15 protein-coding genes are annotated in these 23395 nt (G+C 49.5%); 3 read left to right on the top strand and 12 right to left on the bottom strand.

The features are described from left to right. Window positions 1-552 precede the first annotated feature (552 nt). The 3 genes from FJM74_RS07190 to FJM74_RS07180 all read right to left on the bottom strand — a co-directional run bounded on the left by FJM74_RS07190 (window position 553) and on the right by FJM74_RS07180 (window position 2967). The gene (locus tag FJM74_RS07190) at window positions 553-1821 is read right to left on the bottom strand and encodes a glycosyltransferase family 2 protein (protein ID WP_187261911.1); all 1269 of its coding nucleotides are present in this window, start codon (window positions 1819-1821) and stop codon (window positions 553-555) included. Between the two features lie 240 nt (window positions 1822-2061). Continuing rightward, window positions 2062-2670, bottom strand: coding sequence for a recombination mediator RecR (gene recR / locus FJM74_RS07185; RefSeq protein ID WP_187261910.1), 609 nt, complete (start codon window positions 2668-2670; stop codon window positions 2062-2064). Between the two features lie 15 nt (window positions 2671-2685). Next, window positions 2686-2967 carry an ATP-dependent Clp protease adaptor ClpS gene (locus tag FJM74_RS07180; protein WP_187261909.1) on the bottom strand — a complete coding sequence of 94 codons (282 nt, stop codon included), beginning with the start codon at window positions 2965-2967 and terminating at the stop codon, window positions 2686-2688. Between the two features lie 660 nt (window positions 2968-3627). Between FJM74_RS07180 and FJM74_RS07175 the strand changes: the two genes are divergently transcribed. Beyond that, window positions 3628-4173 (top strand): hypothetical protein, encoded by a 546-nt coding sequence (locus FJM74_RS07175; protein ID WP_187261908.1) that lies wholly within the window; start codon window positions 3628-3630, stop codon window positions 4171-4173. Between the two features lie 130 nt (window positions 4174-4303). Here FJM74_RS07175 and FJM74_RS07170 read toward each other — a convergent pair whose 3' ends face one another. The 6 genes from FJM74_RS07170 to FJM74_RS07145 form a co-directional block, all read right to left on the bottom strand. Continuing rightward, window positions 4304-7360: a T9SS type A sorting domain-containing protein gene (locus tag FJM74_RS07170; RefSeq protein ID WP_187261907.1), complete on the bottom strand. Its 3057-nt coding sequence runs from the start codon at window positions 7358-7360 to the stop codon at window positions 4304-4306. Window positions 7361-7380: 20 nt separating this feature from the next. Then, window positions 7381-7917 (bottom strand): hypothetical protein, encoded by a 537-nt coding sequence (locus tag FJM74_RS07165; protein WP_187261906.1) that lies wholly within the window; start codon window positions 7915-7917, stop codon window positions 7381-7383. Window positions 7918-7937: 20 nt separating this feature from the next. After that, window positions 7938-8477 carry a DUF6252 family protein gene (locus tag FJM74_RS07160; protein ID WP_187261905.1) on the bottom strand — a complete coding sequence of 180 codons (540 nt, stop codon included), beginning with the start codon at window positions 8475-8477 and terminating at the stop codon, window positions 7938-7940. Between the two features lie 71 nt (window positions 8478-8548). Further along, window positions 8549-8725, bottom strand: coding sequence for a hypothetical protein (locus tag FJM74_RS07155; RefSeq protein WP_187261904.1), 177 nt, complete (start codon window positions 8723-8725; stop codon window positions 8549-8551). Window positions 8726-8770: 45 nt separating this feature from the next. Further along, window positions 8771-9049 (bottom strand): DUF6252 family protein, encoded by a 279-nt coding sequence (locus tag FJM74_RS07150; protein ID WP_317175542.1) that lies wholly within the window; start codon window positions 9047-9049, stop codon window positions 8771-8773. A 26-nt stretch (window positions 9050-9075) separates the two neighbouring features. Further along, entirely contained in the window at window positions 9076-9318 is a 243-nt protein-coding gene (locus tag FJM74_RS07145; RefSeq protein WP_187261902.1) for a hypothetical protein, read from the bottom strand. Between the two features lie 774 nt (window positions 9319-10092). Here FJM74_RS07145 and FJM74_RS07140 point away from each other — a divergent pair. Both FJM74_RS07140 and FJM74_RS07135 read left to right on the top strand, forming a co-directional pair. Next, window positions 10093-13389 (top strand): amidohydrolase family protein, encoded by a 3297-nt coding sequence (locus FJM74_RS07140; RefSeq protein WP_187261901.1) that lies wholly within the window; start codon window positions 10093-10095, stop codon window positions 13387-13389. An 842-nt stretch (window positions 13390-14231) separates the two neighbouring features. After that, window positions 14232-14684 carry a DUF1569 domain-containing protein gene (locus FJM74_RS07135; RefSeq protein ID WP_187261900.1) on the top strand — a complete coding sequence of 151 codons (453 nt, stop codon included), beginning with the start codon at window positions 14232-14234 and terminating at the stop codon, window positions 14682-14684. A gap of 516 nt (window positions 14685-15200) precedes the next feature. Here FJM74_RS07135 and hemA read toward each other — a convergent pair. From hemA to gltB, 3 genes are all read right to left on the bottom strand, one after another. After that, on the bottom strand, window positions 15201-16463 hold the full coding sequence (gene hemA, locus FJM74_RS07130; protein ID WP_187261899.1) for a glutamyl-tRNA reductase: 1263 nt from the start codon (window positions 16461-16463) through the stop codon (window positions 15201-15203). Window positions 16464-17025: 562 nt separating this feature from the next. Beyond that, window positions 17026-18480: a glutamate synthase subunit beta gene (locus tag FJM74_RS07125; protein WP_187261898.1), complete on the bottom strand. Its 1455-nt coding sequence runs from the start codon at window positions 18478-18480 to the stop codon at window positions 17026-17028. After that, on the bottom strand, window positions 18480-22985 hold the full coding sequence (gltB, locus tag FJM74_RS07120; protein WP_187261897.1) for a glutamate synthase large subunit: 4506 nt from the start codon (window positions 22983-22985) through the stop codon (window positions 18480-18482). Before gltB ends, FJM74_RS07125 begins: the two co-directional genes overlap by 1 nt. Window positions 22986-23395: the final 410 nt, after the last annotated feature.

Raw genomic sequence — 23395 nt, 5'->3', positions numbered from 1 at the left:
TCGGTAAGAATGGCCGTGGCGGGAAGTGACTGGCTGCCGGAATTATTCTAATCAAAATCGCCCTCCGGAGAACATTTCTGCTGCTCCTGACCCGGCTGTTAGGCGCCAGGTTTTACCTGAACGGACGAAGTTTATGGCCCGCTATCCTAATTTTCAGCTTCTGTAGGATGTGCCCGCTATGGAACAAAATCAGCGGCCCGGAATGATGTGCTTTTATTATAAATCGGTATGTGGAGCCACAGCAGACATTAGGTGTGGAGGGGCTTTTTGATTAGAATAATTTGATTGCTGGTTGTTAGTTGCTGATGGTTAAATGGCTACATGGTTGATTCAGAACACCGTAAAAAAACTACCAGGTTATATTTCACAGGTTATATTTCAAAACATTCAACTCTTAACAACCAGTCATGAACAAGCGGCATCCTGACGCCAACTTAAATATCTTATGCCCTGCGCCTTATGTCCTGTAGCAGAAGGCCGTACACCTTCTATTCCCGGGATTTAAGTCGCCGGCTATTTCTGACAAATGATACCGGCAAGAGTGGGCTGCTGTCAGAAAACTGCGGTCAGCACATTTTTTACGGGCGAGGTGCTGGGGGCATAATAATAACCGCGATCAATTTTGGAGTAGCTCCCGATGACAAACTCAGAGGCGGCAGGCAAAATGCTGCAGGCAACACCTGTGCCTTTCAGGCTTTCCATAGCATGCATAATGTCGGCAAAAGGCATGTCTTTCCCACAGAAGATAATCTCATCGGCCTGGTGCTGCTCCACCGTGCTTCTAACGCAGTTGTGCTGCAGGCTGGATGGCGAGGCTCTTTTTATCTGCACTTTGGTAAGCCCTGCCAGCTGCAATATGCTGGTGGCCCGGCTGAACTCCTGCTCCTCCCCTGCCACCAGCACCTTGCGCTTGCCGGGCAGTTTGTGCCGATCGCGCTTGTGGCTCTTCAACCCGAAAAGTTTTTTCAAAGACATGGTCAGCACCGAAAAACCGGCCCGGGCATAAATGGCAATCAGGATCAATTTGGAGAACAGCACGGCATTAGACCCTGAAAAATGCTTTTTGTAGAAAATGGCCATGGCCCTGTAAAATACCAGCACATAGTTCAGGCTGCCTTTATGGGTGCTTTCGCCTTTATAATGAATGATGGTAGTATCGGGGAAGTAATAATTCTTATAGCCGCCCAGAATAATCCGGTACGACAGGTCTACATCCTCACCGTACATAAAGAAGCTTTCGTCCAGCAGGCCGACCTTGTCCAGGGTTTCGTGGCGCATTAGCATAAAAGCCCCGGACAGCACCTCTACCTCGTGCACCTCCTCGGCCGACAGGAAGCCCAGGTGGTACCTTCCGAACACTCTGGATTTTGGGAACAGCCGCGAGATACCCGCAATTTTAGAGAACGCGACCAACGGCGTGGGCAGGCCACGCTTCGACTCGGGGAGGAAAGTGCCGGTTCCGTCGATCATTTTCACACCCAGGCCGCCCGCTTCCGGGTTGGCATCCATAAACCGAAGGCACTTTAAAAAGGTGTCTTCCTGCACCACGGTGTCGGGGTTGAGCAGCAGCACATACTGGCCCGTGGCCCTCCTGATGGCCTGGTTGTTAGCCGTGGAGAAACCGACGTTCTTTTTGTTGGCGATCAGCACCACCTCCGGAAACCTGGAAGCGACCATATCCACCGAGTTGTCGGTGGAGTTATTGTCGACAACAAAAATTTCAGAGGGGATTCCTGCCAGTGCCTTCTGAACCGACTGCAGCGCCAGTTCCAAAAAGTACTGCACATTGTAGCTTACAACAATTACGGATAGTTTCTTCAAAATGCGACAATGTTAATTTCCCACTACGGTAAAAATTCTGGTTTCGGGGTGGGCACTTTATTAATGCATATTAGCTAAAGTGGCTGTAAAATAAAAAAAGATACCGCGAAAAGCGCTATCTTTTTCCTGATTCAATTCTAAATATAGTTTTTACTGGCAAAATATTTGTTTTAACTAGCAGTTGGTAGTTTGTGTTTAAACGATTCCGTATAACCTGCTCCTGAGCAAGTGCGCTCCGTTTTATACTTTACCGTAGTTGGTTCGCTCCACTATACTCCGGCCAAGTGTTATTTCGTCGGTGTATTCGAGCTCTCCTCCAACCGGAACGCCACGGGCAATGGTGGTAATGCGCACCTGGGCGTCGCGGAGTTTGCGGGTAAGGTAAAAGCCGGTGGTGTCGCCTTCCATGGTCGGGCTAATGGCCAGTACAATCTCTTTCACTTCGGAGTTGGGCAGGCGCCCGAGCAGCGAATCGATGTGCAGATCCGAGGGGCCAATGCCCTCTATCGGCGAGATAACACCACCCAGCACATGGTACAGCCCTTTATACTGGGCCGTGTTCTCGATGGCAATTACATCACGGATATCGCTCACCACGCAGAGCAGGCTGCGGTCGCGCAGGGGGTTGGCACAGATGCTGCAGATGTCGGTGTCGGAGATGTTGTGGCACTGCTGGCAGTGCTTGATTTCGGCGCGCATTTTCACCAGCGCCTCTGCCAGCTGAAAAGTCTCTTCAGATTCCTCTTTTAACAGGTGCAGCGCCAGCCGGAGGGCGGTTTTCCGGCCAATGCCCGGCAGCTTTGCCAACTCCTCTACGGCCCCTTCAATCAGCTTCGACGGAAAATTCATTAAACCTCCGTCCTGTTATTCAATGTTGGCAGAAAGGGCTTTGTCGTGGAGGGCGGTGCACATGCCTTCCAGCTCTTCGTAAGAACCTACCTTTACCGTGCATTTGCCTTTGTAATGGATCAGCAAGGTGCACTGCTCCGCCTGCTCCGCATCATGGCCGCAAACCCGGATCAGCGTCTCAATTACATGATCAAAGGTATTCACATCATCGTTATAGACAACCAGGTTCCGGAAATCTGTAGTTTCTTCTAAAACTGCTACATCTTCCTGATGTAAAATTTCTGTTCCAATTTTCATGACACGAATTTACGAATAATTTTAAATTTTATAAAGCTCAGGCCTAACATTCGCACACGGCTGCATGTGTAGCACCCTGATAATGAGCGTACAATAAAACAAAGCTCATTCTGGTATAATTCCATTATAGCCAGTTATATCCAGTACTATACGTCCATCAGAGAGTTTGATGCAATTTGCTTTTGAAATTTAGAGCGCGTAGTTTGTCGGTAAAGGCCAATAGCCCTGCTTTCAGGCTGGCAGCTAGCCGATTACCGATCGCACTACCCTACAAATTCAGTGTAAATCGCCGCCCCGAACAAATACCTGGTGTTCTCTGAATTATTTAAATAAAAAGGGCCCTTTAGGAGATGTCAGGCGGAGGATGTTATATTTTTTGCCTGAATCAGGATGCCTGCTAAGCGAGTGTTAAAGGTGAAGGGATATGTGTTGTGGGGATTTCGAGCGCTCCTCTCCTCAAGCTCCCAGGTTGTCAGATCCTTTCATTGCCAAGTAATAAAATCAGCACAGCAGCACCTTAAGAAATTAGCACATTACTAAATTATTCTAACGAAATTGCCCCTCCGGAGGCTCTGCTGCTGCTGCTGCTGTGTAGCGTTGAACCTGCCGGGCCTGTTTTACCGTATCTGCTGAAAAGCACCACTAAACTCCAGCGCTGCCATGCCTGCCATATCTCCTGCTCTGCGCCAGGCCGTGCGCCAGTTGAGCGACAAAGAGAAAGAAGCCATTATCCTGAAAGCCGCCCGCCGCGACGCCGAACTCTACGACATGCTCTCTTACGAACTGGTAGAGGAAGTAACGCTGCAGGAGGTGTACAACCAGGCTGCCGAGACTATTACGGACCTGCTGCACAACGCCAGCGGCCGCAACATGAGCAAAGCCCGCAACAAGGCCCTGCGAAAAGCGGTGAAAGAGATAGCCCGTTTTAAGCGCATCACCAAAGACGCCAAGGGGGAAGTGGACCTGCACCTGCACACGCTGCGCCTGGTCTTTGAGCACTATACCGGCAATTTCGAGGGGTATTACAAAAGTTTTTTTACGGCAACGGCCCGGCTGCTGCTCAAAACAACGCAGCTCATCCGCAAAAACCTGCACGAAGATTACCACCTGGAGTATAAACCGGAACTGGACCACTTCCTGCAGCAGATCCACAGCCGGAACCAGCCGCTGAGCTTCCAGCTGCCTTATGCGTTTGAGGTAGATTAAGTGGAGCGCTTTTGCATTTGAGCAAAAGCAGGGCATAAACGTAATGGGCCCCGGAAAGTAAAGCAGCCGGCAAAAAAGCTGCTATACTTTTTTGCCGGCTGCCACCTAACCAGATCAGGAAGTTCAGAAGCTACTCATGCTTGATGAGGATCTGTTTTTTGATCGTCTCCTGCTCGTCTGTTATGTGTAGGATGTACGTGCCGTTTGGCAGATCACGGGTGTTGCAGATAAGTCTGTTCGTCTTGTCTGCATTGTGGGCCTGCCTCACTACTTCTCCTTTGTCGTTGTAGAGCACTACTGCAAAGGGTTTTGCCTTCTCATCCTCCATCAGCGTTTCTTCTTCACCCTGATCATAGGCCACCACGAGCTCGTCTCCGGCAGGGTTTGGAGAGATTGTGTAGGAATATGCTCCCCAGCAGGGCTGGACATACACACTCACATAGAGCGTTTCGCCAACGACGTTGCACTGGTTTCTAATCCGGACCGGGATCTGTAAGGTTCCGATATAGGAAGGATTGTTGACGGAGATCTCAAAGCTGTTGTTGCCCAAGGTACTTACCATGTAGCCGTTACCCTGGTCTACCTCGAACCATATATCATAACTGTTGGGGCCTGCCTGATTGCCATAAGCGTCTGCGTAAGCCAGCTCTACCTGGTAAGGAGTGCTGGCACAAATATTCTCACCGGCATAAAAAGTATTGGAGGTGCCCTGGGCAATAAGCTCGTTGTTCCACATGATGTTTCCTGTCTTCCTGGAGAGCGGGCCGACAAGCACATTCTTTGTTACCGTGCCGGATCCACAGGAGGAATTTATCATAGCTGTTAATACTCCTGCGCCATTACCTGCTGTGGTTACATTTACCGGATTGGCTGTATTGGACCCCGCTATGGCAATGGAGCCGCTGGCGCTCCAGGTTACCGTTGCACCGGTCGGGAGGTTATCTATCTGGTAAGCCTGGCTGGTGCAAACGATGGAGGGGCCCTGCATTGTATAATACGTATTGCCACAATCCTGTGTACAATTTAAATTATTTCCTAAAGGGTTTTCCATTTCCCTGAACAGCCACTCGGCGTTGCGTGCCGTAAACCATGGATGTATCATATTAGACTGCGCTGCAGGGTTACCTGCAAACCTAAACCTTTCTTGTGCTATAAAGTTGGCGGCTCTTGAGGCAGTAGCGGGCGGGGTAGTAGCATTGGCATAAACGCCGTATAAACTACTCTGCGTGATATTATCGATATCGAGAGCGCTAACTGTGGGAACGAAGCAAAAATAATCGGCCAGGCTATTGCTAATGCTCATGTTAAGGAAAGAAAAAAAGCTGAACTCAAAATCAGGCAGCTCGCTGCCTGCCTGAGCCCGTATACTTTGTGTGCTGCCGGGAGCGCCATCCCAGGTCAGGGCACCGGCAGGGGAGTTCGCCGTTTTATTGGTAAGATTTATATTAATGCTTATAAAACTCAGTATCCTATAATTAACCCAGATACGAAGCTTTGAAATTTGTGTAGTGGTGCCGTAAGCAGGAAGAGCCTTTACTTCTATTTCTGTGTTAAAAGATCTCCTTCTTACCCAGGGAATAGGAGAAAGAAAAAAATTACCCTCTATTTTTGCCAGTTCCGTGCCGGGCGCTAAGGAACCGATACCGCATTGCGACCCCAGGCTGGTGGCCTTAAACTGGTAGGTTGGCTGCGGACCGGATGGCGAAAATGTGACCATGGTGCGGTAGGCCCCATCCAGGAACGTGTTATTGGTCACGCCACCAGTACCGTTGGTGGCTCTTAGGATAAGCATTTGCTGGCTGGCAGGAGCTAGAAGTGTTGCTTCTGCCTGCTCCACCTGTGGTATAATATTAAAAAGGTGCAGCCCCTGCACAAGCAGCACATCGTTGGCTGCCAGGGTAAGCGCCTGCACGCCCAGTGGAGTATTTGCGCCGCGGTGGGGCGTATCGTGGGTTAACAGCAGGCGGGTTTGGGTAGGTATGTTTTGCTTGGTCATGTTGGCCAGGGCATAGCGTGCCACCAGGCCACCCATACTAATGCCCAACACCACGTTCTGATGCGGACTGCCGGGCGCTTTCTGGTTGTTTACCCAGGAAATTACCTCCTGTAGCAGAGCTGCATTGCGAACAATGTCGTCAGCGCCATCGCGATAATCCAGAAAAATAAGGTCATAGCTTGCCAAATTGTCAAGCTGAAAGTTAAAATCATATGCAGCAGGCCTGTTTATGTCATTTATAAAATGTAAGAAGGAATAGTTACCTTGTATCTTAGGCGCTCTGAAGGAGTAATCAACACCTTCGGCTACTATCAGTGGCTTTTGTATCTGGTTTGTAGTGTTATTGATACTGTAGCGTACAGATACTGTGCCTCCGGAATGGTTTGCTGTAGGGGCAAAAATGACGGGTGGTATGCTGGTTATAGGCGTATAGCGGGCTACAGCAACAGAACCGAGTTCCTGTACATCCATAACGGAATAGCATTCGGCTGTTGTGTTATCGGTAAAGGTTACTTTAATTTTTAGTTGCTTCGTGCCTGTTGAAGTGTAATTTGAAGTGATGGGGTTATACCACGAGGCGGACAAGTAGCCCCTGCCATCTCCGAAATCTATTTGAATAGTGCTGAGTGTTTTACCGGTTGTGTTATAAAATATCCCAGGCTCAAAAACTATCGAAACGCTGCCCGTTCTGGCATGGTTTGCCACAGGAGTAGCCGCAAAAATTGTACTGGTGTTATAGGGGCTTTGGGTGCGCCCGGGTATATCATACAGCTGGTCGCTATGTACATAAAGCAGATTGGCAGATAAGGCGTCGGGGCGCAAGCTATTATAATTGGCCAGCACCATTGGTACAGGCACTACTGTTGGATCAATATAATTAAAATGTTCCAGGTCTGAATTCACAAATGAAACTTCATCAAGCGGGTTATAACCATTGATGCGGGAAGTATAGAGGGTAGTATAAGCCTGCCGCCAGATATCCATCGTAACCTTATTGCTATCTGAGAGAATACCATTAAAGACATCCAGCGGCACCAGCGGTACGCCATACTCTTCCAGAAAACCTGTTGGAATCTGGCTCTTGTCGATGTTGGCGAAGACGTGGTTGAGTTTGTCTTGCAGCGGAGAGGTTTGGGCAATAGCGCATTGCCATGCTACTGCGAAAAGCAGTAGCATACTTGTTCGTTTCATAATAAAGAAGAATTTAAGGGTTAGAATTTCATGTCGAAGCGACCGTCGGTGACCCGGATGGTATCACAGCCCGGCCTGGCCAGGGTAAACTCGAAGGTACCAGCAATAATATGGTTGGGTACATCAAGCCTGGTAATGACAAGTTTACCTTCACGGTAGACTTCGCTTTCCCTGTAGTAGAAGCATACACCTCCCGCAGTCAGGCGCATATAACTAGCCAAGGAAACATCTGAACCATCCAGGGAAAACTCCCGTTGGCTGTTCAGGTTACTTCCTCCTATAGTCAGAAACTCTTGGTCAGTATCTGATAATAATCTATATGCTCCCAAGCTAAAGGAACCGTTTGCATAACCCGGCTCGTAGATAAAGCCAAGTCTCAGTGTGCCGTTATTGCCCTTCGGCGTCCAGGCCTTACCATTTACTAGGCAACCCATGGTCATTTTTCCTTCCTGCGTGGCGGCGGGCAACTGGTCGATGGGAGCTACATCTTTCTTTTTGCAGGAGAAGGCCAGCAGCAGGCAGAGCGGCAAAAGCAGGAGCATACTTGTTCGTTTCATAATAAAGAAGAATTTAAGGGTTAGAATTTCATGTCGAAGCGGCCATTCGTGACAGTGGTGGTTTCTGCTCCATGAACTGCGGTGAAATGAAAAACTCCAGATATTATTCCATTAGTAGTATCTGCTCTAGTGATAATGACTTTTCCTGTGTGTTCGCTGGTGGTCATATATACTTTACCTGGTATGTAATAAATGCCATAGTTTTGAGGCTGTTTTGGCTCCCCACCAAATACTTTAGTATATGAATCCAGTAGATATTCTCCTGTCTTAGAGACGTTTCTGAGATAAATATGTATTTGTGTCTTATCTTTTTTGTAGGCTTGGATATAGACATTATTTCCTGTTTCATCATAGGGTGTTGAGGTGTATCCACCCTCTACTGGTTTAGGAGGCTGAAACCCTGTACCGCCATTGGCTACCCAAGCTTTGCCATTTACAATGGCTCCCATCGTGTTAGCGCCTGTTGCTGTGGCAGCAGGCAGCAGATCCAGCTCGTTCTTCTTGCAGGAGGCGAACAGCAAGGCAAGGAGCAGGAATGTAAATTTTATTAAGTGTTTCATAGCATGTTCTGTTAAAGTTTTATTGTATATATTTTTCTTTTTGCCTATTGCTCCAAAGTGTACTTTTAATGCTAGGGTTTGAAGGACAAGCTATTATAAAGAATACCACTGGAGGGGTAACTCTTATTCAGGTTGTAAATGATGCTGGCAATCTCTGCCTGAAAATCGCTCTTCTCGACGGGGTGCGCCTGCCCGTAAGCTCTTAATCCCAGTAAGACAAGCAGGAGAAGCAAGTAAATTTGTTTCATACATGTGACAGGTTATGGTTCAAGAAATATTTTCAGAGAATGGCTTCAGCGCCTGCCCACATCGAACCTGCCGCTGCTGACCAGCACCGAGTCCTGCCCATGCACGGCTCTGAAGCGGAACACACCGGATACGACCTTGTTCACGGTATCGGCCCTGGTAATGGTCACTACTCCCGTGTACCTGCTGGTGGTCATGTACACTTTACCGGGAATAATGTATACTCCGTAATTTTGAGGCTGCCTCAGTTCTCCACCAAACAGGTTAGTGGTGGAGTTTAGAACATAATCCCCAGGTTTTGACACATCTCTGAGGTAAAGCTGGATTTTAGTCTGATCTTTTTTGTAAAATCTTATATATATATATTATTTCTAGTTTCGTCATAAGGTCTTACTGCCTGATAACCACCCTCTACAGGTTTAGGAGGTTGGAAGCCGGTACCACCATTGGCCACCCAGGCCTTTCCGTCCACAATGGCTCCCATCGTGTTAGCGCCTGTTGTAGTGATAGGTGGAAGTGATTTAATTTCATTCTTCTTGCAGGAAGCAAAAAGGAAAGGCAGGAGCATAATTGTAAATTTTCCTAAATGCTTCATAAGTAAACTAAGCTGCAACAACAAGTAAATATAACTAACATTTGTTTATATACAAAAGCTGTTATATTCATTTTTTAGAATGTATAACCCTGGTAATTAATCTAATGCAGGCACCCCAACTACATTCAAGTAAATACAGTTGGGTCTGCTTGAGAAGCGAAAGCAGTCTCTCGTTCGGAATTATGCTAATCAAAACCACCCTTCGGAGACCTCTGCTGCTGCTGCTGCTGTTTATCCGGCAGATCTTACTTCAGTGTACTTAGCCTACCCACCGCTGCTTCTTTACTAGAGAAAGCTCATCTATCTGGTGTTAGCCGTCTGAGCACCGGGTTAGCTATATTCTTCAGACTACACAAAACAGGAGTTTACCAGAACCGCCTGGGAACCGCCAGACTCTCCTAGATCATTTCTGAACTGCTAAAGGACTTCCTAATTTGGCTCAAATAAAAGGTTGTATAAATTATGAATATTTCAAAAATACAGCACCCAACCATTTTATTCACTACTGATTATCTCTTATTTTTTATATTTTACGAATCTAACAACGATCCTCCCCATGCCTATTTCATCTACTGCAGCGGATACCAATTTCGTCAGTTTTCAAAGAAACATTTGTTATTAGATAGCGGCTATTTCACCGGATTTCAGGTTTAACAAGGGGGCGGGCGGTTTTACCAAACAAACTTATTTCTAATCTCCAGCTTCTTTTGCTCTATAAAATCCAAAATTTTTGTATCTTTGGGCTCTGGAAAAAACCACATCTACCTTTTACCAATGTCTAAACACGCTTTTTTAAGCTTGTTTCTGGCGGCTGCCCTGGCCTTACCGGCTGGGGTAGCCATTGCCCAGGAAAAGAAAGAGCCCCCCAAATGGAAAGTGGATGAGCCCCGCGGACCTCAAAAAGAAATAACCATCACCACCGACGAAGGCACCTGGATGAGCCTGGACGTGAGTCCGGACGGAAAGGAAATTGTGTTCGACCTGCTCGGCGATATTTATACCATGCCCGTTTCGGGTGGCAAAGCGACATTGCTTTCCGGCGGCCCGGCCTACGAGGTGCAGCCACGTTATAGCCCCAACGGCAAATACATCTCCTTTACCTCCGACCGCGCCGGTGGCGACAACATCTGGATCGTGAACCGCGACGGCTCTGATCCGAAACAGGTAACCAACGAAAATTTCCGGCTGCTCAACAATGCTGTCTGGACCCCGGACAGTGAGTTCCTGGTTGCCCGCAAGCATTTTACGGCTACCCGCTCGCTGGGTGCCGGCGAAATGTGGCTATACCACCGAGCGGGCGGCAGCGGCGTGCAACTCACCAAACGCAAAAACGACCAGCAGGACGCAGGCGAGCCCTGGGTATCGCCGGATGGCCGTTATGTGTACTTTTCCGAAGACATGAGCGGCGGCACTACCTTTCAGTATAACAAAGACCCGAATACGCAGATCTATATGATTCGCCGGGTTGACCGCAACACAGGCGAAATAACAAACGTGACAGGCGGGGCAGGCGGTGCCGTACGGCCGGTTGTTTCGCCGGATGGCAGGTATCTGGCTTTTGTAAGAAGAGTCCGCACCAAATCGGTGCTGTTACTGCACGATCTTAAATCCGGCGAAGAATGGCCCGTGTACGATAACCTGAGCCACGACCAGCAGGAAGCCTGGGCTATTTTTGGCGTGTATCCCAACTTCGCCTGGACCCCGGATAACAAAAACCTGATCTTCTGGGCCAACGGCAAGATCAACAAAGTAGATATCGCTACGTTTAAGGCTTCTGTTATTCCCTTTGAGGCTACTGCCACACATGCCATTGCAGAAGCGGTACGCCACGACCACAGCAAAAACGGTCTTTCACCGAGCCAGTTCACTGCCAAAGCCATTCGCCATGCGGTTACCTCGCCAGATGGTAAAACACTGGTATTTAACGCAGCTGGCTATTTGTATAAAAAAGCCCTGCCCAACGGAAAGCCGGAGCGCATCACCAACGGCCAGGATTTTGAGTTTTACCCGGCCTTCGCCCCCGATGGCAAAACAATTGTGTACGCCACCTGGAACGACGAGCACCTGGGCGCGCTGCACAAACTCGACATCAGCAAGCGAAACCCGAAGCCAACCAAACTGACCACAGAGAAAGGCTACTATACCAGCGCCTCCTTCTCCCCCGATGGCAGGCTGATCGTGTACACGCGCGAAAGCGGCAACAACCACCTGGGCCATGCCTTCAGCAAAGAGCCCGGCATTTATTATATGCCAGCCAAAGGCGGAGCTGCCGTAAAACTAACAGAGCAAGGAACAGCCCCGCAATTTAACGCAACTTCCGACCGGGTTTTCTTTACCGGCAGACAAGAGGGCAACACGGCCTTTAAGAGCATTAGCCTGCAGGGTACCGAAGAACGAACGCATTACACCTCTAAATACGCCACGGAGTTTTACCCGAGCCCCGACAACAAATGGATTGCCTTTGTAGAACTCTTCAACGGCTTTGTTGCTCCCTTCACCCCCCATGGCGGGGCGTTGGATCTGAGCGCCGAAACAAAGGCGGTACCTGTATCGCGCTTCACCCGCGACCTCGGCACCAGCATCCACTGGTCTGCCGACAGCAAAAAATTAAACTGGGTGACCGGCGATGAGTATTTCTCGAACGATCTCAAATCCCGCTTTAAGTTTGTAGAAGGCGCGCCTGACACACTGCCGGCCATCGATACCACCGGCACAAAAATTGGGCTGGTGCTCCCCACCGATATACCACAAGGCAAAGTAGCCTTTACCAATGCCCGCATCATAACCATGAAAGGCGATGAAGTAATTGAGCGTGGCACCGTGGTGGTAGATGGCAACAAGATCGTAGCTATTGGAGCCAACGTGCAGGTGCCGGCAGGAGCCAAAGTAATAGACGCAGCCGGTAAAACCATTATGCCGGGTCTGGTGGATGTGCATGCGCACATGGGCACTTTCAGGCTGGGTATGAGTCCGCAGAAGCAGTGGTCCTATTATGCCAACCTGGCCTACGGCGTTACCACCACCCACGACCCCTCCTCCAACAGCGAAATGGTGTTCAGCCAATCGGAAGCCGTAAAGGCGGGCACAATGGTTGGGCCGCGCATTTATTCCACGGGCACGGTACTTTATGGTGCCGATGGAAACTTTAAGGCCGTCGTAAACAACCTCGACGATGCTCGCTCGCACCTGCGGCGCATCAAGGCTATGGGTGGTTTCTCTGTAAAGAGCTACAACCAGCCACGCCGCGAGCAGCGCCAGCAGGTAATACAGGCAGCCCGCGAACTCGACATGACCGTGGTGCCCGAAGGTGGCTCTACCTTCTTCCACAACATGAGCATGATCCTGGATGGCCACACCGGCATAGAGCACAACATTCCGATAGCGCCGCTTTACAACGATGTGGTAAAACTGTGGAGCGCCAGTGGCACCGGCTACACCCCTACCCTGATCGTGAACTACGGTGCTGTGAATGGCGAATACTACTGGTACCAGAAAACCAAGGTGTGGGAGAAAGAACGTCTCCTCCGCTTCACCCCACGATCCGTCATCGACAGCCGCTCGCGCCACGTGACGCAGGTGCCGGACGAGGAGTATGAAAACGGCTATATAAAGGTATCGGAAGCCTGCAAGAAACTGACAGATGCCGGCGTGAAAGTAAACCTCGGCGCCCACGGGCAGCTACAGGGCCTGGGTGCCCATTGGGAGCTCTGGATGCTGCAGCAAGGTGGCATGACCAACCTAGAAGCCTTACGTGCTGCCACGCTTAACGGGGCCGAATACTTGGGCATGAGCAAAGAAATAGGCTCTCTGGAGGTTGGCAAGCTAGCTGACCTGATCGTGCTGGACCAGAACCCGCTCGAGAACATCCAGAACACGGAACACGTGCGCTACACCATGGTAAACGGCCGCCTCTACGATGCCGCCACTATGGCTGAAATCGGCAACTACGACCGCAAGCCCGGCAAGTTCTACTGGGAAAACAACCGCTACGCCAGCCCCTTCAGCTGGCACGAAAACGCGGATGCCCATGCTGTGGGCATAGCCGGAGAACAATGCTCCTGCCGCCACTAGTGCTGCCATAAGTTAATACAACTCGCCACCTTTGCTGCTGCAGGGGTGGCGGTTTTGTTTAAAGGCTTTTTTGATTTAAGAAAATGAAAGTGGCTACTCTGTACTGGGTTATACCAAATCGTATTTAGTTGCTTCCATATTCTCACCATATAGCCTCCTTTTGTCATCCAGGAGGGATCTTGTGGGCGAGAGCCTAACGCAATGGCTACTGGCTAGGGAGTTTAAGTTAGCATAGCCACTTATTTACCTGTCTGCGGCGGCAGCTTGTTTTATTGCCCGTGTCTTTGTTCTTTTTGCCTTGATACAAAAAGAACCAAAAAAATCAAGACGATTTTGTTTGTCGAGGGCCCCTTCCCCCACTCGCTGAACGCTCAAACAAAAAATCGTCAATCGGTGCACCTGGCAACCTCATCTGCCTGGTAGCTCCTGTAGTTTTTTTTATCCAATCAGCCAATGCCATATGGAACCTCCTTCATACCAGATGGTATTACCTGCATCAATACTATCCAGCAAAACCATAATTAATACTGGAGTGTTTTTAATTAGATTTCTATGTAGTAGAGGCTTGAAAAATGTCTCTGATTGGAATTGAAAATACAGGAGCCTGGCGGAATATTTTGTAAAGCCCTGCTAAAAGCATTTTTGCAGGGAAAGGTGCCAATAATTATCCGACAACAGCGCTCTTCAGGATCAAACAAGGGGAAACACTGGCGCATTCGCCCCTGAAATTGTCTGCTTCACACCCCTTTATTCGCTCGACTTATCCCTAATTTGCATAGAAAATCTTTGCCACCTTGGTTGATCTCATCAGGGCGTACATCGATCAAAAAAAATCAAGCATCATGAAGACAGTCTTTGACAAAGCTACCAGAGAAGAACTGATAGAGAGAATTACTTTACTAAGCGAAGACAGCAACCTACAGTGGGGCCACATGAACGTTTTTCAAATGGCCAGGCACAATACCTATTGGAACGGCTGGATCTTGGGAAAGGAGGATCACACCTATCAGCAGGCCTTTCTGGGTAAAGTATTCGGGAAAATAGCCTTGCGGAGAATGATCAAGGATGAAAAACCGTTTGACAAGAATATTCCTACCTCCGCCCAATTCAAAGTAAAACAAATAAACGGTGACCTGGAAGCAGAGAAATTGAAATGGATTTCGTTAACGAAGGCTTATGAAAACTATGATAATCCAGGCTTTATACACGATTTCTTTGGGAAAATGACGAAGGAGCAGATTGGCATTTTAGTTTATAAACACTCTGACCATCATTTAAGGCAATTTGGCCTCTAGTAATTCGACCTCCTGATTACACCATCCTGAAGCAGGCAGGGTAATGTTCTCCGGGTGAGGGATTCTGTGGATCTTGAGTTTTCAACTTAGTTGGAGCAGTAGTGCCCAAACTGCATTAGGTACATTCATGTTAGTAGTATCGAGTTCAATAGAATAGAAAAGCCTGTCAGGACACCCGAATTATTCCAATCAAAAATGCCCTCCAGAAGCCGCTCCCTCTGCTGCTGCTCCTGTTTTTATACGACTAATACTTCTCCAATTTGATTTTTAGAAAGGTTTGATACTTATTTAGCTATCCAAAAGTATATCAACCATAATTTCTAATTTTTAATTTGGACAAGCATAGGTTTTACCTGCATGTACTTAGCGTTGGTTTTGGTCTAAAGCTAAAACGATCGCTACAGCTGGATATGCCAGACAGGAAATAGCCTAGCGGCACGGCCCTATGGTGGCCTGATGCTTAGCAGAAGCTTCCTTAGATATTCAGAATTTGAGACCTTAATACCTCCTACTATTTTAGGCCGATTCCTTTTCCAGATCAAAAAGAATAGCCAGGCTGCCTAGCAGTGCTTCAGCCTCACCTCGCTGACAGGCTGCTTTCAGCTCCAGGGCAGGAAGTTTCACGATCTTGTTCAGGATGTTTTTTGTGATGGCTTCTACCATCGCTTTCTCGTCGGCACCAAGCTTTTTAGTGTAGCGGGCTATTTCCTGCTGCCTGATCTGCTCCAGAGAATTTTTGAATTGCTGCAAGGCCGGAGACATAACCATTTCGCGTGTCCATGAATCGAACTCTGCCACAGCCTCTGAAATGAGTTGGTGTATCTGCGGAATGGCCGCCAAACGTTTCTCCAGCGCCTCTGAGGTGCGATTCCGGATATTGTCGATGTTATAAACGTAAGCACCCGGCAGCGATTCGAGCTCACTGTCTACGCTCCGTGGCATCGACATATCGATAAAGAACCGGTTCCTGTGGGTGGCCATCTGCGCTACCTGCTCTTTCGAAATAAAGAAGCAATCGCCTGGCACGGCCGAAATCACAACATCTGCCTGCTCTATCTCCTGCCACACGTTTTCCCAGTACACGGCACGAGCACCTGCCTTTTGCGCCAGCTCCACAGCTTTGTGATGGGTTCTGTTTATAACTACCAGATTGCTTATTTCTGACTTCTGAAAATTAAGGCAGACTTCCCTTCCCATGTCCCCTACCCCAATTATGAGCACCCGGGGGTTGCTGTTGTGCTGGGTAAGCTCCTCTACCAGTTCCAGGGTGGCATAAGACACAGACGCAGCCCCGGTGCGGAAAGCGGTTTCATTTACCACCTGCTTGTTCACATTAAAGATCGTGTGCAGCAGCCGGTGCAGAAAAGGACCGGCCATACCTGCATCTGCCGACCACTGGTAAGCATTTTTTACCTGATTCAGGATCTGCACATCCCCAACCACCTGCGACTCCAGCCCCAGGGCTACATGAAACAGGTGCCTGACGGCAGCATCGTGGTCTGTGAGGTGCAGAAAGCAAGAGGCAATGGCTGGCGTCACCACCATGCCTTTTTCCAGCGCGATCAGCTTTATCAATTCCTGGTCAAATGCTTTGTCTGCAGCATAGTAAATTTCTGTGCGGTTGCAGGTAGACAATACCAATACATCACTTGCTCCCGTAAACTCCTTCACCTTGTCCAGCAGGTTCCGGCAGGCAATCTCGTTGAGTGCCACAGCCTCGCGAACTGCTATCGGTGCATTCTTATAAGATAAAGTAAGGACTTTGAACTGGTTTTGCATTTTGGTTGAAGTGGATATACCCGCAAAATTCAGAAAATGGTGGGAGAGGAAAGATGATAAATGTCATTATTAAAGATGAGATGCAGCCAGGCTCCTCCTCGCTGGCTACAGAAAAGAGTACCTTCTAAACAAAACGGAGCCTGCTCCGCAGGTTTCCATACCACGTACAGGCTACGCCTTAGCTTCTCTCCAGGCTTATCCTGAAAATCCTGGTTGCCGGAGCATTTCGGGGACACAAACAGAGCTCCGATCAAATTATTCCAATGAAATTGCTCTTCCGGAGGCTTTGCTGCTGCTGCTGCTCTTCCTTTATATCACTATTAATTGGTTTAATCGCTTCAGGTTTCCGTTCGCTGTCCCCTGACAACGAACTTTGGGTAAGTCAGCAATTAGTCTGCTTCATGCAAAGAAGGTGCTGACAGGGGACAGCATTGGGGATAAAGGCGAACAAATGAATCAAAAGTGGTATTATACCCAAAAAAGACTCCTGCCACATGAGCGACAGGAGTCTTTTGTATGAAAAGTATGAAGTGAAACAGAATCCTACATCTCAGATCCGGAACTAAGCCAGCTCTAACTTGGAGATCTCTTTAGATGGCAGGTTTGATTCTCCCATCAGGTAGATATCGATGGCGCGGGCGGCTTCGCGGCCATCGGAAATGGCCCAAACCACCAGCGACTGCCCCCGGTAGGCATCGCCGGCCGAGAACACGCCCGGCACACTGGTCTGCCAGTTGTGCAGCTTAAAGTTGCCTCTGTTGTCGTACTCAAAATCGAAGTTAGCGTGGAAGGCGTCGTGCTCAGGGCGCTCATAACCAATGGCGATAAAGGCAAGGTCACAGGGCAGAATTCTTTCGCTGCCGGGCTTCTCGGTGTACTCTCTGTGGTTTCTCCACTCCAGCTCCACCACTTTCAAGCCTTTTACATACCCGTTCTCGTCGGCAATAAACTCTTTGTTCAGCCAGCCCCAGCTACGCTCGCAACCCTCTTCGTGGGAGCTTGAGGCCGTAAATACCATCGGGAGCTCCGGCCACGGATTAGAAGGCAGGCGCTGCGTAGAAGGCATGTTGCGGTATTGCAGCTGCGTAATAGACTTGGCGAACTGGCGGTTAGATGTTCCCACACAGTCGGAGCCGGTGTCGCCACCGCCAATCACGATCACGTGCTTATCGCGGGCATCAATGTCCTGGTCTGCCGGTATGGTTTCTCCGGCCACTTTTCTGTTCTGCAGCGTCAGGAAATCCATGGCAAAATGTATTCCTTTCAGGTGGTTGCCCGGAATGGTGAGCGCACGTGGCTTGGAAGAGCCAATACAGAGAATAACGGCGTCGTACTTTTTGTGCAGCTTCTTCAGCGTCACATCTTTGCCAATCTCCACGCCCAGCTCAAACTTGATTCCTTCCTGCTCCAGTATCTCCAACCGGCGGTCTATCGTCCATTTCTCCAGCTTAAAGTCCGGAATGCCGTAGCGAAGCAAGCCGCCCGCTTTCTCTGCTTTGTCATAGACCGTAACCAGGTGGCCGGCTCTGTTAAGTTGAGCGGCAGCTGCCAGCCCGGCAGGACCGGAACCAACCACAGCCACCTTCTTGCCTGTTCTCTTTTTAGGAGGTTCCGGCGTTACCAGCCCAAGCTCAAACGACTTCTCCGCGATCGATTTCTCGATGTGCTCAATGGTAACGGGCGGCTTGTTGATAGAGAGCACGCAGCTGGACTCACACGGAGCAGGGCAGATTCGGCCTGTAAACTCCGGGAAGTTGTTGGTGGCGTACAATATCTCGGCGGCTCGTTCCCACTCGCCCTCGTACACGGCATCATTAAAGTCAGGAATCAGGTTGCCCAGGGGGCAGCCACTGTGGCAGAAAGGAACGCCGCAATCCATGCAGCGCGCCGCCTGCTCCTGTGTTTTAAGTACCGGAAACTCCAGGTATATTTCTTTCGAGTCGTTTATTCTTTCTTTCGGATCGCGGTATGAAGGTAACTCACGATCAAATATTAAAAAACCGTCTGCTTTTCCCATCAGGCTACTACTTTTAAAGATTCGTTTATACTTACTTGCATGGCTTTTTTCAGGTCGTGCGGCATTACTTTCCGGAAGATGCTCTGCTGTTCTTCCCAGTTATCCAGCAGCCTTTGCGCCAGCGCGCTGCCGGTGTAGTTGTAATGCTCTATCAGCTTCTGCTCGATCCAGGCCAGGTCCGATGCATCTGGCTGCTCCAGGTCTACCATGTCGAGGTTGCACTGGTCGTTGAAGGTGCTGTTGCAATCGAACACGAAGGCCATGCCGCCGCTCATGCCGGCGGCAAAGTTTCTGCCAACCTCGCCCAGCACCAGCACTTTGCCACCTGTCATGTATTCGCAACCATGGTCGCCTATGCCTTCCACTACAGCCTCTACACCTGAGTTTCGTACACAGAACCTTTCCCCTGCCATTCCATTAATGTAGGCGTGTCCGGCTGTGGCGCCATAAAAGGCCACGTTGCCGGTTATAATATGCTCATGCGCTACATAGTTAGACTCTTTGAAGGGTTTGATGATCAGTTTTCCGCCGGAAAGGCCCTTGCCGATATAGTCGTTGGCTTCACCTACCAGTTTGAACGTGATACCGGGTGCCAGGAATGCGCCGAAGGTCTGGCCGGCCGAGCCATGGAACTCAGCAGTGAAGCTGTCTTCCGGCAAGCCCGCCTTGCCGTATTTCTTCGATACCTCGTAAGATAGCATGGCACCCACCGACCGGTCTACGTTCTTGATCTTGTACTCCATCACACCCGTTTTGCCAGCTTCAAAATCGCGGATCAGTTCTCTGTCGAGCACATGCTCAATCTCGTGATCCTGCGAAATCTGGTGGTAAGTGCCCACGTTATTACCAACATACTCCTGGTACAGTATTGGCGAGAGGTCCAGGTTTTTCAGTTTCCAGTGGTCCAGGTCGGTTCTAACCTTCAGCACCTGCGACTGGCCTACCATTTCGTTGATAGTCCGGAAGCCCAGTTGCGCCATTACCTGCCGGAGTTCCATCGCCATAAAGGTGAAGAAGTTCACCAGGTGGGCTGGGTCGCCGGTAAACAGCTGGCGGAGCTCCGGATTCTGGGTGGCAATGCCAACCGGGCAGGTGTTCATGTGGCACTTGCGCATCATAATACAGCCTTCCACGATCAGGGCTGCCGTGGCCACGCCATATTCTTCTGCACCCAGCAAGGTAGCTACTGCCAGGTCATAGCCGGTCATCAGTTTACCATCGGTTTGCAGTACCACGCGGCTGCGCAGGTTGTTTTTAATAAGCGTCTGGTGCGCCTCTGCCAGGCCAAGTTCCCATGGCAGACCAGCATGGCGGATAGAGCTCAGCGGGCTGGCTCCGGTACCACCGTCGGCTCCGGAAATCATAATGGCATCGGCTTTCGCTTTGGCCACCCCGGAGGCAATGGTTCCTACGCCTGCCTCAGCTACCAGCTTCACGTTTATTCTGGCATTCGGATTGGCATTTTTCAGATCGTAGATCAGCTGCTTTAAATCCTCAATAGAATAGATGTCGTGGTGCGGAGGAGGAGAGATCAGGCCTACCCCTGGTGTTGAATGACGCACACGAGCAATCCAGTGATCTACTTTATGCCCTGGCAACTGACCACCTTCACCAGGCTTGGCACCCTGAGCGATTTTAATCTGAATCTCATCGGCATTGGCCAGGTAATGGCTGGTTACCCCAAAGCGGCCGGAAGCCACCTGCTTCACGGCAGATCGTTCGGAGTCGCCGTTTGGTTTCGGATTGAAACGAGCCTCGTCTTCGCCGCCTTCGCCGCTGTTGCTCTTGCCACCGATGCGGTTCATGGCAATGGCCAGCGTGGCATGCGCCTCATGCGAGATAGAACCGAACGACATGGCCCCTGTGGCAAAGCGCTTCAGGATGTTTTCAACGGGCTCCACTTCGTCTAGCGGAACCGACTGGCGCTTACGGAACTCGAACAGATTCCGCAGGGTAACTGTTTTCTGCTGATGCTCGCGTATGAGTTTAGAGTACTCCCTGAACAACATAAAGTCGCCCAGGCGTGATGATTTCTGGAGCAGGTGAATAACCTGTGGCTGGAGCAGGTGTGTTTCGCCAGTTCTCTTCCACTGGTAAAAGCCACCCATTTCCAGGATGCCGTTTTTGTTCTGGAAAGCGGAGAAGTGCTTTGTAAGGCACTCTTTCTCCAGGTCTTCGAAGTTCAGACCCTCCAGGCGGCTGGTCGTTCCTTTAAAGCATTTCTGTACCACTTCCTGCCCGAATCCAAGAATCTCGAAAATCTGAGAGCTTTGGTAAGACTGCAGGGTACTGATGCCCATTTTAGAAAGAATCTTGAGCAGGCCGTTTCCGATCGCTTCAATAAAATTCTTGAAATAGAAAGACAGCGGCTTTGAGTTGTCAAGCTTTTCCTGCTCATACAGGCTTTGGATGGTATCGTACACCATGTAAGGGTACACCGCGCTGGCACCGTAACCAATAATGGTGGCGAAGTGATGGGTTTCCCAGGCATCTCCGGCTTCTACCACCAGACCCGTTTTCGTACGGATGCGCTTCTCGATCAGGTGATGATGGATGGCACCAACAGCCAGCAACGAAGGAATGGCAGCACGCTGCGTCTTAATGGCTTTATTAGAGATAACCAACACCTTTTTGCCATTACGGACAGCCTCTTCTGCTTCGGCACAAATCAGATCCAGCGCTTTTTGCAGCGAGCCCTTCTCTCTTGTATTAAAAGTGGCATCGATGATCTGGTATTCGAAGCCCTGCTTTTTGAGGTAAGGCAGCTTGTGGTAATCTTCTCTTCTCAGCACAGGCTGACGGATATGCACCTGGCGTGTGTGCGCCGGTGTCTCGTCTAGTATGTTCAGCGATTCTCCTACCCTGGTGAAAAGCGACATTACCAGTCGCTCGCGGATCGGGTCGATGGGCGGATTACTTACCTGGGCAAAGTGCTGCTTAAAGTAGTTGGCCACATGCTGGCTCTGGCGCGACAGCACGGCCAGCGGCGCATCAGACCCCATACTGCCAACAGGCTCCTTGCCTGTAACAGCCATGGGCAGGATAAGCATGCGCAGGTCTTCCGCTGTATAACCAAACGCTTTCTGCGTCTGGCGTATGGCTTCCGGTCTTACGGTTGTAACGGGTACCCGTGGGTCAGGAATGCGCGGTAACCGGATACGGTTCTGCTCGATCCACTCCATATATGGCTTGTCGTTACAAACTATTTCCTTGATCTCCTCGTCGTGGTAGATTCTGTTTTTGGAGGTGTCGGCCAGGAGCATCTTGCCGGGCTGTAACCTGCCGCGCTTAATTACATCCTTCGGATCTACGGGCAGGGCACCCGTTTCGGAAGCCATGATCAGGCGACCAGACTTGGTGATGCAGTAGCGCACCGGGCGCAGACCGTTTCTGTCGAGGGTGGCGCCGATCTGGGTGCCGTCTGTAAAGAAAAGGGCCGCCGGTCCATCCCAGGGCTCCATCAGCGAGGCATGGAATTTATAGAAAGCCTTGCGGCGCTTGTCCATGAACTTGTTATCCTGCCAGGCTTCCGGCACGAGCATCATCATCACATGCGGAAGCGGTCTGCCGGCCAGTGTCAGCAGTTCCACCATGGCATCGAGGTTAGCCGAGTCAGAAAATTCAGGGTTCGTAACGGGCAGCAGCGATTGCATTTCCGCGTCGGTGAACAGCGGAGACGACATCAAAGCCTCCTTCGACTTCATCTTGTTCACGTTCCCTTTAATGGTGTTGATCTCTCCGTTGTGGGCAATAAACCGGAAAGGCTGGGCTAGCTTCCAGTTGGCAAACGTGTTGGTAGAGAAGCGGGAGTGCACAATGGCCAGCGCTGATTTAAAATCAGGGTCGCTCAGGTCGTGATAATACCGGCCGAGCTGATCTGTTTTGAGCTGCCCTTTATATATAATGGTGCGAGCCGAAAAACTGGCCATAAAGAAGGTGCCGTTTTCGCCTGCCACTGTTCTTTTGATCTCATGAGAAACAGATTGACGCAACACAAACAGTTTCCGCTCCAGATCTTCCCCTCGCAGGTTCGGGTCGGCCGGTTTCACAAAAACCTGCTCGATATACGGTTCCACAGCTTTGGATTCGTGCCCCGGCACCTGTCCGTTAACCGGCACCAGTCGGTAGCCCAGCAGTTCAAAGCCTTGCGCCCTGATGCCCAGGTTCAAGGCTTTCCGGCATTTTTCCCTAACCTGGTATAGCGTAGGAAAAAAAACCATGCCTACACCATACGCTCCGGGTTCTGGCAGCTTAATGGCAAATTCTTCCAGTTCCTTCACAAAAAAATCGTGAGGTATCTGTACTGAAATTCCCGCTCCGTCTCCTGTTTCAGGGTCGCTTCCGGTGGCACCGCGGTGCTCCATGTTCTCCAGCATGGTGAGTGCGTCCTTTACCGTGGCATGGGTCTTGGTTCCATCCAATTCTACTACGCATCCAACACCGCAGGAGTCATGCTCTAACTCGGGCGTATAAAGTCCTCGCTTTAGTCTGTCTGTTTGAATCATCTATTAAAAAGCTATTGTTTCTTGTCCTTTGGTCAAAAGGCGGTTGAAAAGGTAGTAAATAATTTTTTACTATACAAGTATGCTTATTGAAAATAAGACACAATATCTTCTGTTAAATTAACGATTTTTAAATTTACACACGGAATTATTGAATTAACAGCAATCAAAGCCATTTAATTAAACCACTGATTATCAATGTTTTATTTTTTACGCATAAAAATTTATTTCATTTTTATCTGCCTTGCCAATTATTTCTTAACCCATTGATTATCTGCTTATTAACTAAATTATTGGTCATTATCATTAGTAATACAAATGTCAAAAACAGCTTTGCAAATCCTACAAATTGCTGATTATCAGGTTTTTATCTAAATAAAGGATGTTGTTTACTTTTTTGATCTTCATATGAT

The sequence above is a fragment of the Pontibacter beigongshangensis genome (genome assembly GCF_014332515.1).
Taxonomy (GTDB): domain Bacteria; phylum Bacteroidota; class Bacteroidia; order Cytophagales; family Hymenobacteraceae; genus Pontibacter; species Pontibacter beigongshangensis.
Note: the sequence above shows the minus strand (reverse complement) of the source record. Positions and strands in the feature narration are given on the sequence as shown.

Coding starts and splice junctions, on each gene's coding strand:
- recR (WP_187261910.1), bottom strand. CDS start 2,670: ATGAATTTTCCGTCGAAGCTGATTGAAGGGGCCGTAGAGGAGTTGGCA.
- FJM74_RS07180 (WP_187261909.1), bottom strand. CDS start 2,967: ATGAAAATTGGAACAGAAATTTTACATCAGGAAGATGTAGCAGTTTTA.
- FJM74_RS07175 (WP_187261908.1), top strand. CDS start 3,628: ATGCCTGCCATATCTCCTGCTCTGCGCCAGGCCGTGCGCCAGTTGAGC.
- FJM74_RS07170 (WP_187261907.1), bottom strand. CDS start 7,360: ATGAAACGAACAAGTATGCTACTGCTTTTCGCAGTAGCATGGCAATGC.
- FJM74_RS07165 (WP_187261906.1), bottom strand. CDS start 7,917: ATGAAACGAACAAGTATGCTCCTGCTTTTGCCGCTCTGCCTGCTGCTG.
- FJM74_RS07160 (WP_187261905.1), bottom strand. CDS start 8,477: ATGAAACACTTAATAAAATTTACATTCCTGCTCCTTGCCTTGCTGTTC.
- FJM74_RS07155 (WP_187261904.1), bottom strand. CDS start 8,725: ATGAAACAAATTTACTTGCTTCTCCTGCTTGTCTTACTGGGATTAAGA.
- FJM74_RS07145 (WP_187261902.1), bottom strand. CDS start 9,318: ATGAAGCATTTAGGAAAATTTACAATTATGCTCCTGCCTTTCCTTTTT.
- FJM74_RS07140 (WP_187261901.1), top strand. CDS start 10,093: ATGTCTAAACACGCTTTTTTAAGCTTGTTTCTGGCGGCTGCCCTGGCC.
- FJM74_RS07135 (WP_187261900.1), top strand. CDS start 14,232: ATGAAGACAGTCTTTGACAAAGCTACCAGAGAAGAACTGATAGAGAGA.
- hemA (WP_187261899.1), bottom strand. CDS start 16,463: ATGCAAAACCAGTTCAAAGTCCTTACTTTATCTTATAAGAATGCACCG.
- FJM74_RS07125 (WP_187261898.1), bottom strand. CDS start 18,480: ATGGGAAAAGCAGACGGTTTTTTAATATTTGATCGTGAGTTACCTTCA.
- gltB (WP_187261897.1), bottom strand. CDS start 22,985: ATGATTCAAACAGACAGACTAAAGCGAGGACTTTATACGCCCGAGTTA.